General features: G+C 62.5%; 11 protein-coding genes and 3 tRNA genes. 10 read left to right on the top strand and 4 right to left on the bottom strand.

The window, feature by feature from the left end:
• The 8 genes from FSO04_RS30280 to FSO04_RS30245 all read left to right on the top strand — a co-directional run.
• Positions 1–406, top strand: a 406-nt coding sequence (locus FSO04_RS30280) for a helix-hairpin-helix domain-containing protein (RefSeq protein ID WP_233465024.1), incomplete at its 5' end; no start/stop codon positions are given.
• A gap of 198 nt (positions 407–604) precedes the next feature.
• Positions 605–1,198, top strand: a complete 594-nt coding sequence (gene pgsA, locus FSO04_RS30275) for a CDP-diacylglycerol--glycerol-3-phosphate 3-phosphatidyltransferase (protein ID WP_054036235.1) — start codon at positions 605–607, stop codon at positions 1,196–1,198.
• Between the two features lie 215 nt (positions 1,199–1,413).
• Positions 1,414–1,489: transfer RNA gene (locus tag FSO04_RS30270), tRNA-Gly, on the top strand.
• Positions 1,490–1,551: 62 nt separating this feature from the next.
• Positions 1,552–1,627, top strand: a tRNA-Gly gene (locus tag FSO04_RS30265).
• A 104-nt stretch (positions 1,628–1,731) separates the two neighbouring features.
• A tRNA-Cys gene (locus FSO04_RS30260) sits at positions 1,732–1,805 on the top strand.
• Between the two features lie 188 nt (positions 1,806–1,993).
• Positions 1,994–2,398 (top strand): hypothetical protein, encoded by a 405-nt coding sequence (locus FSO04_RS30255; RefSeq protein ID WP_154565286.1) that lies wholly within the window; start codon positions 1,994–1,996, stop codon positions 2,396–2,398.
• 47 nt (positions 2,399–2,445) lie between these two features.
• A complete protein-coding gene (locus FSO04_RS30250) occupies positions 2,446–3,204 on the top strand; it encodes a TraB/GumN family protein (RefSeq protein WP_154565285.1) in 759 nt (252 codons plus the stop codon).
• Positions 3,205–3,431: 227 nt separating this feature from the next.
• Positions 3,432–3,926: a GNAT family N-acetyltransferase gene (locus FSO04_RS30245; RefSeq protein WP_154565284.1), complete on the top strand. Its 495-nt coding sequence runs from the start codon at positions 3,432–3,434 to the stop codon at positions 3,924–3,926.
• 81 nt (positions 3,927–4,007) lie between these two features.
• Here the strand turns inward: FSO04_RS30245 and FSO04_RS30240 are convergent, their stop codons facing one another.
• From FSO04_RS30240 to FSO04_RS30230, 3 genes are read right to left on the bottom strand one after another with little or no spacing between them, the layout of a single operon-like run.
• Positions 4,008–4,892 carry a cytochrome c oxidase assembly protein gene (locus FSO04_RS30240; RefSeq protein ID WP_154565283.1) on the bottom strand — a complete coding sequence of 295 codons (885 nt, stop codon included), beginning with the start codon at positions 4,890–4,892 and terminating at the stop codon, positions 4,008–4,010.
• A gap of 9 nt (positions 4,893–4,901) precedes the next feature.
• Positions 4,902–5,363, bottom strand: coding sequence for a copper chaperone PCu(A)C (locus tag FSO04_RS30235; RefSeq protein WP_054036246.1), 462 nt, complete (start codon positions 5,361–5,363; stop codon positions 4,902–4,904).
• A gap of 18 nt (positions 5,364–5,381) precedes the next feature.
• The gene (locus FSO04_RS30230) at positions 5,382–5,951 is read right to left on the bottom strand and encodes an SCO family protein (RefSeq protein ID WP_154565290.1); all 570 of its coding nucleotides are present in this window, start codon (positions 5,949–5,951) and stop codon (positions 5,382–5,384) included.
• A gap of 474 nt (positions 5,952–6,425) precedes the next feature.
• Between FSO04_RS30230 and otsB the strand changes: the two genes are divergently transcribed.
• Positions 6,426–7,175 (top strand): trehalose-phosphatase, encoded by a 750-nt coding sequence (gene otsB / locus FSO04_RS30225; RefSeq protein ID WP_154565282.1) that lies wholly within the window; start codon positions 6,426–6,428, stop codon positions 7,173–7,175.
• A gap of 67 nt (positions 7,176–7,242) precedes the next feature.
• Positions 7,243–8,703, top strand: coding sequence for an alpha,alpha-trehalose-phosphate synthase (UDP-forming) (gene otsA, locus FSO04_RS30220; protein ID WP_154565281.1), 1,461 nt, complete (start codon positions 7,243–7,245; stop codon positions 8,701–8,703).
• A 113-nt stretch (positions 8,704–8,816) separates the two neighbouring features.
• Here otsA and FSO04_RS30215 read toward each other — a convergent pair whose 3' ends face one another.
• A complete protein-coding gene (locus tag FSO04_RS30215; RefSeq protein ID WP_154565280.1) occupies positions 8,817–10,652 on the bottom strand; it encodes an ABC transporter ATP-binding protein in 1,836 nt (611 codons plus the stop codon).
• Between the last annotated feature and the right edge of the window lie 190 nt (positions 10,653–10,842).

The raw sequence follows: 10,842 nt of genomic DNA, 5'->3' as shown, positions 1-10,842 counted from the left end.
GGTTGAAATCGCGCGCCAGGTGTTCACCGAACTGGGTCTCGATACCGGCATGCTGGTCGGTGTCGCGAAGGGCGAAGGACGCAAGGTCGGTCTCGAAACCTTGATTTTCGCGGATGGCCGCGCGGCGCTCGAACTCGGCAAGGAAAGCGCTGCGCTGATGCTGGTCGCGCAAATTCGTGACGAGGCGCACCGCTTTGCGATTACCGGTATGCGCGCGAAGCGCGGCAAGACTCGCCAGACCTCGCGGCTCGAAGAACTCGAAGGGGTGGGCGCGAAGCGGCGTCAGCGGCTGTTGGCGCGCTTCGGCGGGCTGCGCGGGGTGGTCGCGGCCAGCGTTGAGGATCTGGCGAGCGTCGAAGGAATTTCGCAGGCGCTTGCCGAGCAGATCTATCGGCAGTTGCACTGATTGCGGTACGCCACGCTGCCCGAGGAGGGGCAGCGAGCGGTCGATAGGTGGCGCAGAAGCGCTCAGCAAGCGGGTGATAAGTGTCCGGCAAGCGGTGCTCCGGCGCTGCACGTGCCAGCCCCCGCGCGCCGCTTTGCTTGTGGCAGGCCCTGTGACACGGCACAATTGCATCTCCCTTGTCAGACGCTGCGCCTGCCCATGCCGTTTAATTTCCCGATTTTCCTGACTTGGCTGCGGATCGTCCTGATTCCGCTCGTCGTCGGCGTGTTCTATTTGCCTGACATGATGATGAGCCCGGCACACCGCAATCTGGCCGCCGCGACGATTTTCATTCTGGCGGCGCTCACCGACTGGTTCGACGGCTTTCTGGCCCGTAAATGGAATCAGACCTCGGCGTTCGGCGCGTTTCTCGATCCGGTCGCCGACAAGCTGATGGTGACGGCTGCGCTGCTGGTGCTCGTGCAACTGGCACGGATCGATTCGGCGATCGCGCTGGTGATCGTTGGGCGCGAGATCGCCATCTCGGCACTGCGTGAGTGGATGGCGCAGATCGGCGCATCGAAGAGTGTCGCGGTGAATTCGCTCGGCAAGTTCAAGACGGTGTGCCAGATGGTCGCGATTCCGATGCTGCTGTTCTACGGGCCGTTGCCGTTCGGTGGCGGGGTGTCTGTCGATACGCGCGTGTGGGGCCTGTGGCTGATCTATCTGGCCGCGTTCCTGACGATCTGGTCGATGCTCTACTACATGAAACTCGCGTGGCCGCAGATCCGCGAGCGGAGTGGCGTCGCCTGATTGGAAAACGTTCGGGGCGCGATGCCCGAGCGGCTGAAGCGTGTCCGAACGTCGGGCAAGCGTGAGTGAAATCTTTTCAGTTAAAGACATTCGCAAAAGGGGTTGACACGTTTCAGTCGTTTCTCCATAATCTCGTTTCTCCGATGCACGCAGTTTGAAGCGCGGTAGCAGTAAGAGAGCAGTTGCAGTAATAAGGCAGTAGTTAGCAGCACATTGCGGGAGTAGCTCAGTTGGTAGAGCGCAACCTTGCCAAGGTTGAGGTCGCGAGTTCGAGCCTCGTCTCCCGCTCCAAATTTTGAAGCAACGCGTTGTTTGGCGAAGTAAAAGTGCAAGGCGTTGTGAAGTAGGGCAATGCGGGAGTAGCTCAGTTGGTAGAGCGCAACCTTGCCAAGGTTGAGGTCGCGAGTTCGAGCCTCGTCTCCCGCTCCATACATAAGGGGAAGCAACGCTTCCCTTTTTGTTTGGTGGGTCAGTCCTTACGGTTACCCACCAGACAAATCTGAGAATCTGCAGCTAGGTTCCAGTCCGCTTGCGGCGCGATAGCAAAGCGGTTATGCAGCGGCCTGCAAAGCCGTTTAGGCCGGTTCGACTCCGGCTCGCGCCTCCAGTAGTTGATGTAAAGAAAAGCCCCGACTTGTCGGGGCTTTTCTTTTATCCGGCGTCGTGCACCTCGTACTTCGTGTCTCTCCTTTTAGCCTTGGTACTCAGGTCGCCGCTTACGATACGCCGCTGCGTCCATGTCCATCTGCGCGCAACGCTATAGTTCGCAGACTCCAACGCTCCCTCATCGACATCATGCGCATCCAGGATATCGAACGCCGCTCCTTCTATTTGCGCCTGATCCACGCGCTATGTCTGTGCGGCGCCACCTGGGCGCATCTGCAAGTGGCTTTGGTCCATGGGCTCTGGTGGGACTACGGCGGCGCGGCGCCGCTGACACAAATCTACTGGACGTCACTGCTCTTTATCGACCCGCTCACGGTTCTGTTATTACTGTTGAGTCCGAGAGCAGGGCTGATCCTCTGTGTCGCTGTCATCGTGACAGACGTGGTGCACAATTCATGGTTCGCGCTGCATCATCCGATCCGCATGGACCTGTACGTTTCGCAGATCGCTTTCCTGCTGTTCGTCGCGTTCACGGTGCGGACCGCGTGGCGAGGGGCCGCGAGCCGGGCCGCCGCGCTGCGCGCCGCTGATTGAATTGCCCGATTGCCGCTTTGCGCAATTGCCCGTCTACACGAGGCTGCATGTACCTACAACTCACCGGCACCAACGTCCGTCTGCTCGGCTCGATGCATCTGTTTCCGGCGACGAGTCGCAGAACGCCGCCGTGGATCGCCGAAGCGTATGACTGGGCCGAATCGCTGGTCTTCGAATCCGATCCGCCGACGATCTTGCCGCTTCTGAAGGCTCCCCCGCAGGGCGGTGCCGATCAACTGCGGCCTTTGCTATCCGCCGATGCCTGGAATCGGCTGCAAGCTGTGTGGCCCGTCGAGGGTCCGTTGGCGCCGCTCGTCGATCTGCGTCCGTGGGCCGCGTTGATCGTCGCGCCGACGCTGTTCCAGCAGGTCGTCGAAGGTGTCGAGCCGCGGATGCTGCGCTCGGCGCTCACGCAAGCCAAACCGTACCAGTATCTCGAGACCGCGCAGGAGGTGGCGGCGTCGCTCGAATCGATTTCGCTTGAAGCAGTTGGCACCGCGCTCGGCATGCTGATGTCCGATCTCGACGAACCGCAGCGCACGCTCGAGCGGATGCACGTCGCCTGGTTGCATGGCGATCTGGAAGCCGTGCACCAGATCGCTGTCGAGTCGCCGATGTTCAATCTCCCCGGCATCCGCCACGCCATTCTCGATGCGCGCAATCGCGCGTGGGCGGCGCGTGTGACGGCGTTGCTCGGGCGGCCGGAGCGGACTTTGGTGGTGGTGGGCGCGCTGCATTTGTGCGGACCCGGTAACCTGATCGACTGTCTCGCACAGCCCGTCGAGCCGGTTTTTGCAAGCGCGTAGCAGGATTGCGGCTGGCGGCCGCATCAACGCGATTGACCGTGAAGCGTCCTGAATGCGTGGCGTAACGGGGGTGCGGTCGGGCGCATGACGGCTGAACGCAGCAGGCGTGTGTGGGTCCGCTGACGAACTCGCCAATATCGGCGCGACGTAGCCTCAGATCGCCCCACGCGGCATAATTTCGCATTGCCGCTGCCCCTTCCAGGCGCACCTCTTTTTGAAGCCTCTCCATGACCGAACCGCAGCAAACTGCCGCCACGCGACTGGCGCAACTCGAATGGCGCTGGAAAGCGTTCGAAGACCTCACGGCCGCCGAAGTCTACGCGATGCTGGCCGCGCGCAGCGCGGTGTTCGTCATCGAGCAGAACTGCTTGTATGGCGATATCGACGGGCTCGATTCAGATGCCTGGCACCTGTTTGCCTTTGGCCCCGGTGAAAAGAAGCCGCAGCTCGCGGGCTATTTGCGCGTGCTGTTGGCGGACGCCGACGACACCGATATCCGCATCGGCCGCGTACTGACCACGGCGGAATTCCGCGGCATCGGCGTCGGCAACGCGATGCTCGAACGCTCGCTCGCGCATATCCGGGCGCAGTGGCCGGGTACGCCGATCCGTTTGCATGCGCAGGCGCATCTGCAAGGCTTCTACGGGGCGTTCGGCTTTACGCCGGTGTCGGAGATTCACGAAGAGGACGGCATCCCGCACGTGTGGATGCGTTCGGCTTAAAAAACCGGGTCGCAACCGGACTCGGTGCGCATGCGCCGACCGGCTTCAAACGCCGCGACGACTTCAATCGATTCGAAATGCTCAGCGCTGGCTGCTCGCAGGCACCGACGCGGGCTGCGTCAAGCCTTGCGTCGCCTTAACGTGCCGCTCGCCGCGCAGACGTCCGCGTGCCGACAGCCGCATCCAGTGACGCAACGCCAACAGCGCGCCGATCACGCTCATCATCGAGCCCGGAATCCACAGCAACAGCCCGCCGATTTGCTGATCGCGCATCGGGCTCAGCCACGTGAAGGCGCGGCCGCAGATCGAGTAGATCGGATAGAGCTCGCGCGGCGTAAAGAAGATAAATGCGCCGAGCATGATCTGCGGCGGAATCGCAGCAATCACCACCAGTACGCGCTTGCCGGGCGACAAACGCGCCGGCGGCGCAGGACGCGGATCGAGCACGAGCCACCAGAACAGCAGCCCGTCGATCACCATGCTCCAGTTCATCACGCGATAGAGCCGCCAGTCGAGCATCGCCACGAAATGAATTGGCGACATCAGCCAGAAGTAGATCAACCCGACGAACAACGTGACGGCGACTACCGGATGCATCACCACGTCGAGCAACTTGCGTACTACGGGAGTCTCCAGCGCCGGCCGCACGAAGCGCTGCCGCCAACTGAATGGAATACCCGCGCGTAATGCGGCCCCCGGATAGGAGAGGGCGATAAAGAACGGCCCGAGGTGATGCAACACCAGATGCTGCGCGCGATGCATGAAAAACTCATGCTCGAAGAAATAATCGAGCCGCGTATGCAGCGCGACATACAGCGCGACCAACCCGAACCAGAAGGAAATGCGCCGGAGAATCGACACCTTCGCCTTGTGTGCACCACGCACGAAAAGAATCGCCGGTACCAGCAAGGCGATGACGACGGTCGGCGAAAATTCCCAAGGGTCGAGCCAGTAGAGCAGGTTCATCGCGGGACGTTACTTGGTCTGGGCGGGCGACTTGACGGCGAACGGCGTATCGAGCGTTTCGCCGTCGGAGAACTTCAGCGTCAGATGCACGGTGTCGCCCGGTGCGACCTTGTGCTTCGCGTCTTCGAGCATCACGTGATAGCCGCCCGGCGCAATCGCTACCTGGCCGTGCGCGGGAACCGTCAGCTTGTCGACCATCACCATCTTTTGCGTCGAGCCGTTCGATACGGTTTGATGCAGCATCGCGTCGCCGTAGTCGTTGCTGGAAATATCGACGAGGTCGACCGGCTTGTCACTCGCGTTCACCAGCGTCACGTAGCCGGCGGCGGGGAGGTTGTTCGGCAGCCAGCGCACCCACGCGTCCTTGACGCTGATCGCGTTCGCACCGGCGGCATGCGCGGCCGAAGCGAAACCGAATGAGAGGGCGAGCGTGCAGCTCAGTGCGGCGAACGTTTTGATCTTGATCGACATGGGTGAACTCGGGAAAGGTCAGGAACGGTCATCGATGATGCGGCGCAGGTCTTGTGCGATCGCATCGGGAGTATCGTGATCGGTGGCGAGCAGGCGCGCGTGGCCTTGCGGGTCGAACACGTAGACGGCCGAGCTATGGGTGACTTCGTAGTTGCCGTTGGGGTCGCGCTTTTCCATCTGATAGGCGACCCGGTAACGCTTGGCGAGCGACTCGATCTGCCAGTCGGTACCGGTCAGGCCCTCGGCGTGCTGCGAGTCGAAAGCGCCGACGTAATCATGCAGCGCTTTGGGCGTGTCGCGTGCCGGATCGACGGTGATGAACAGGATGCGCACTTTTTGCGCGTCCGGGCCGAGTTTGCCGAGCACCTGCATCAGGCGACCCATCGTTTCTGGGCAGACGTCCGGACAATGCGTATAACCAAAGTAGACGAGCGAGGTGCGGCCTTTGAACGAATCACCGGTTACGGTGCGGCCGTCGTCGCCAGTTAGGGTGAAATCGAGATCCGGCAAGTGGCCGGTCACGTTGGTCAACTGGAACGGTTCGGCGGGATGTGTGCAGCCGGCTAGCGCACCGAGCGCGCCCACCATGACGGTCAACGCGACCAGGCGCCCGGGCCACGGCTGGCGTGGCGTTAAGCGGTTCGACTGTTGGTGGCGGGACGAGAGGATGGGGAACAAAGCAGGGTTCAATGACTCGATTGAAGAGCGGCGCCTGACGCTGCCCGTAAACGGACTCGGTTGGTTCGTGCCAGGCGCGCGGCCCGTCATGGTGTGCAAATAGGGTTGTCGCTGCAATGGTCTGTGTGGCAGCGACTGTATCGCAAAATCTCCGAAGACGTCGCGCAGCGCCCGCGGGCGCGCGGTTTGCGAGGCAATTTGACGCAGGCGGCTGAAAGCTCGCTGAAGCCCGATTGTTCTCTTTTTGAACGCAATCGTGAGCAGCGCCGGCTGCGCTACCCGGCCAGGCTTGTGTCCCGGCTTACTTTCTCGAAAAATTGACGGATGCGCGGTAAGATGCGCACACTTTTCCGGCCGCAGAAGGCTGAAAGGCAAAATTAACCGATGCAAGCACTTCCGGCTGTTCTGTCTCCTGGTGAGACGGCATTTTTCTTCGACTTCGATGGCACGCTCGTCGAACTCGCGCCCACGCCGGACGGCGTGCTGGTGCAACCGCGCGTGATCGTGTTGCTGAGCGAGTTGCGCAGTCTCACGAATGGCGCGGTCGCGATCGTGTCGGGCCGCGGTATCGACAGCATCGACGGTTTTCTCGGCATGCCCGATCTGCCGATTGCCGGTCTGCATGGCGCCGAGCGGCGCGACGCGAACGGCGACACACAGCGCATCGGTTTTCACGACGAACGCCTGTTGCGCATGGAGCAGGTGCTCGCGCAGGTCGTCAACGAACATCCCGGCATGCTGCTCGAGATCAAAGGCGCGGCGCTCGCGCTGCACTACCGCAACGCTCCCGACCGCGAACCGGTGGCGCGCGAGGCGACCGAGCGGCTGGTGGCCGATTATCCCGGCTCGTATGTGCTGCAGCCGGGCAAGATGGTCTACGAAATCAAGCCGAAGGACGTCGACAAGGGCCGCGCGATGCGCGCGTTTCTGGAAGAGCCGCCGTTCGTGGGCCGCACGCCGGTGTTTGCCGGCGACGATCTGACCGACGAGAAAGGCTTTGCTGTCGTCAACGAGCGCGGCGGCCTGTCGATCAAGGTGGGTGCGGGAGACACGATGGCGCATACGCGCATCGAATCGGTCACGGCGTTGCTCGACTGGCTGGAATCGATTGTCGCGGCCGCGCGCGGAGCGTGATCTTGACACCGCCCGTGGCGCCTCATCCCCTAACGACCATGACTTACTGCATCGGGAATCGCGCTTCATGAGCCGACTGATCATCGTATCGAACCGGGTTGCGCCGATCTCGGAGGGCGGCCCGGCGGCGGGCGGCCTGGCGGTCGGCGTGTACGACGCGCTGAAGGAAACCGGCGGCATGTGGTTTGGCTGGAGCGGCGATGTGCTGAGCTCGGGCCAGCCGCAGATCAAGGTGGAAGAGCGCGGACCGGTGACCTTCGCGACCATCGCGCTGATGCGCCGTGACTACGACCAGTACTACCGCGGTTTCTCGAACGCCACGCTGTGGCCCGCGTTCCACTATCGCGCCGATCTGCTGCAATACGACCGGCACGACTTCGAAGGCTACTGCCGCGTCAACGCGTGGCTCGCTCAGCAACTGGTCCCGCTATTGCGCGAAGACGACGTGATCTGGGTCCACGACTATCACCTGATTCCGTTCGCCCAGGCGTTGCGTGCGGCCGGCGTGAAAAATGGCATCGGCTTTTTCCTGCATATTCCGTTTCCGGCGTCGCAGGTATTGCTGGCGGTACCGCCGCATCGCGAGCTGGTCGAAGCGCTGTGCTCGTTCGATCTGCTCGGTTTCCAGACCGCGCCGGATTTGCGGGCGTTCTGCGACTACATCGTCAATGAGGCGAACGGCACGGTCGACGTGTCAGCCAGCGGGCCGCTGGGCGTCCATGCGTTCGGCCGCACCTTGCGCGCGGCGGCCTATCCGATCGGCGTCTATCCGGACGAAATCGCCGAGCTCGCGAAAGCGGGCGAGCGCGGCAAACCGGTGCGCACGATGAAGACGGCGCTGCATTCGCGCAAGCTGATCATGAGCGTGGACCGCCTCGATTATTCGAAGGGGCTGGTCGAACGTTTCCGCGCGTTCGAGCGCTTGCTGGAACATTTCACCGCGCAACGCAACCAGGTGTCGTTCCTGCAAATCGCACCGCCGACGCGCGCCGACATGCACGCGTACCAGGACATCCGCCTGCAGCTCGAAGGGGAGTCGGGGCGCATCAACGGCCGTTTTGCCGAACTGGACTGGACACCAATCCTGTACATCCATAAGCAGTACGAGCGCTCGGTGCTGGCTGCGTTGTTTCGTACCGCGCATGTCGGCTACGTCACGCCGTTGCGCGACGGCATGAACCTCGTCGCCAAGGAGTACGTGTCGGCGCAGGATCCGGACAATCCGGGCGTGCTCGTGCTGTCACGCTTTGCCGGCGCCGCGCAGGAACTGGATGGTGCGCTGATCGTGAATCCGGTCGATATCGACGGTATGGCCGAGGCGTTGGCGAGAGCGCTGGAGATGCCGCTTGTGGAGCGCCAGGCGCGTCATCGCGACATGATGGTGCAATTGCGCGAGAACAACGTATCGGTGTGGCGCGACAACTTCATGCGCGATCTTCAGCGCGTCGATGGTGCGAAAAGCACCAGAACCGTGAAGGTGCGTGCCGGATCGGGCAAGAAGACGGCGCGCGAAACCACGGTCGGATAGGTGGTTTTCAGGCCCGATTAGAAGTGCCTTTGGAAAACAAAAAAGCCGCACGAAAGCGGCTTTTTTGTTTATTGCTGCGGGTGTTGCTGAAGCAGCAGAAGGCGGTGTGTTGACTAGACCACGTGCTGTTCGTCCACCTTCTTGCCGCCGACATGCAGCGTGGTGCCCTTGCCGTACTGCTTCGAAAGCAGATCGCGATACAGGCCCGGCCGCTGGCGCAACTCTTCCGGACTGCCGTCGTCGATGACCTTGCCTTGGCTCATCACGATGATCCGGTCGAAGTTGTTCAGTGTCGACAACCGGTGCGCGATCGCGATCACCGTGCGGCCCACCATCAGCCGGTCGAGCGCTTTCTGGATCGCTTCTTCCGAGGCGCTGTCGAGCGCCGAGGTGGCTTCGTCGAGCAGCAGGATCGGCGCGTTCTTCAGGATTGCGCGCGCAATCGCGATGCGCTGGCGCTGTCCGCCGGAGAGCTTGACACCGCGGTCGCCGACGATCGTGTCGAACCCTTCCGGCATGGCTTCGATGAAATCGCTGCAGCGGGCTTCGCGCGCGGCGGCGACCACTTCTTCCCGGGTCGCTTCAGGGCGGCCGTAAGCGATGTTTTCGTACACCGTGCGATGGAACAGGGAAATATCCTGCGGCACCAGCGCGATTGTGTGGCGCAGGCTGTCCTGGGTGATCGCAGCGATGTCCTGACCGTCGATCTTGATGGCGCCGCCCTGCGTCTCGTAGAAACGCTGCAGCAGCGCCAGCACGGTGGATTTGCCCGCGCCCGACTTGCCGATCAGGCCGACCCGCTGGCCCGGCTCGATATGCAGGTCGAAGTGATCGAGAATCGGCCGGCGGCGCGGGTAGGCGAACGTCACGCCTTCGAAATCGACCCGGCCGCCTTGCGGCACGAGTTCGGTGGCGCCGTCGCGGTCCGGCATGCCGTGGGGCTCGAGCAGGGTGCGCACGGCTTCCGCGAGTCGCGCGACGTGCTGCGTGACGTCGACCAGCGCCACGGCCAGATCACGCGTGCCGTGCAGAATCGTGAAGCCGAGCGAGCTGACCAGCACGATGTCGCCGGAGGTCGCACGGCCTTGATCCCACAGCCACAGCGCCCAGCCCAGCAAGCCTGCCGACAGCAGCGCGGTGATCACTGCATGCAGCAGGCGCAGCTTTTCCAGATACAGCAGGCTTTGCTGGCGCGCTTCCATTTCCGCTTTGACGGTCGCGCCGAAACGCTGCTGCTCGCGAAACGTCATGCCGAAGGCGCGCACGAGGCCCATGTTGCTGATCACGTCGACCAGCTCACCGTCCACCGACGCTGCTTTCGTGGCGAAATGGTGATGCCGCGCCGAGCCACGCCCGGCAAGTTTGTAAAGCACGACCGACAGAATGGCCGAACACAGCATCAGGCCGCCCGCCATCAGCGGATTCACGGCGGTGATCATGACGATCGCGCCGAGCACCGCGATACACGGCGGCAGCACGTTCCAGGCGGTGGTGTTTTCGGCGGTGTAGACCGCGTTCGAGGTTGCCGTGATGCGGCTCGCCAGCATGCCCGGCTGTTTCTCCGAGTAGTAAGTCGGCGAGTGGCCGCTTAAATACTGGAACAAATCGCGCCGCAGGTCGCCAGTTACGGCCACGAAGGTATGCGCGGCCACCCAGCCGCCGACCCGCCACAGCAGGTTGTCGGCGGCAATCAGGCCAACCAGGATGGCGAACGCGCCCCACAACGGACCGGGGTGATGCCGGCCTTCGCCGAGCACATCGATCAGATGCTTGATCGCGTATTGCGAAGCGAGCGCACAGCCCACGGCCGCGAACACGCTGCACAGGACGATCGCATGCGCGAGCGGATGGCGGCGAATAAAGCGGAAAAGAAACGCAAGCGGCCTGTGCGCATAGCTCGCAAGCTTTGCGTTCTGGGCGTTACGCTGGGCGATGGTTAAGTGTTCCAATTGATCGTGAGGTCGGTGTGTTTCAGGTTGTGCATGCAAGGCATGGGCCACAGCAAAAGCCTTCGCCGCGAAGCCGATGCTTCGCATTGTAAACATGCAAAAGCGATTGCGCCCTGTGTATCCGGGCAATGACGCGACTGATTTCGCGATAGACGACCGCGACCTACTGTTGCTCGACCCGCCGATGGTG

The organism is Paraburkholderia madseniana (genome assembly GCF_009690905.1).
GTDB classification, from domain to species: domain Bacteria; phylum Pseudomonadota; class Gammaproteobacteria; order Burkholderiales; family Burkholderiaceae; genus Paraburkholderia; species Paraburkholderia madseniana.
Note: the sequence above shows the minus strand (reverse complement) of the source record. Positions and strands in the feature narration are given on the sequence as shown.

Excerpts from the sequence above, each read along its gene's own strand:
- pgsA (WP_054036235.1), top strand. The coding sequence starts at position 605 with ATGCCGTTTAATTTCCCGATTTTCCTGACTTGGCTGCGGATCGTCCTG.
- FSO04_RS30255 (WP_154565286.1), top strand. The coding sequence starts at position 1,994 with ATGCGCATCCAGGATATCGAACGCCGCTCCTTCTATTTGCGCCTGATC.
- FSO04_RS30250 (WP_154565285.1), top strand. The coding sequence starts at position 2,446 with ATGTACCTACAACTCACCGGCACCAACGTCCGTCTGCTCGGCTCGATG.
- FSO04_RS30245 (WP_154565284.1), top strand. The coding sequence starts at position 3,432 with ATGACCGAACCGCAGCAAACTGCCGCCACGCGACTGGCGCAACTCGAA.
- FSO04_RS30240 (WP_154565283.1), bottom strand. The coding sequence starts at position 4,892 with ATGAACCTGCTCTACTGGCTCGACCCTTGGGAATTTTCGCCGACCGTC.
- FSO04_RS30235 (WP_054036246.1), bottom strand. The coding sequence starts at position 5,363 with ATGTCGATCAAGATCAAAACGTTCGCCGCACTGAGCTGCACGCTCGCC.
- FSO04_RS30230 (WP_154565290.1), bottom strand. The coding sequence starts at position 5,951 with ATGGTGGGCGCGCTCGGTGCGCTAGCCGGCTGCACACATCCCGCCGAA.
- otsB (WP_154565282.1), top strand. The coding sequence starts at position 6,426 with ATGCAAGCACTTCCGGCTGTTCTGTCTCCTGGTGAGACGGCATTTTTC.
- otsA (WP_154565281.1), top strand. The coding sequence starts at position 7,243 with ATGAGCCGACTGATCATCGTATCGAACCGGGTTGCGCCGATCTCGGAG.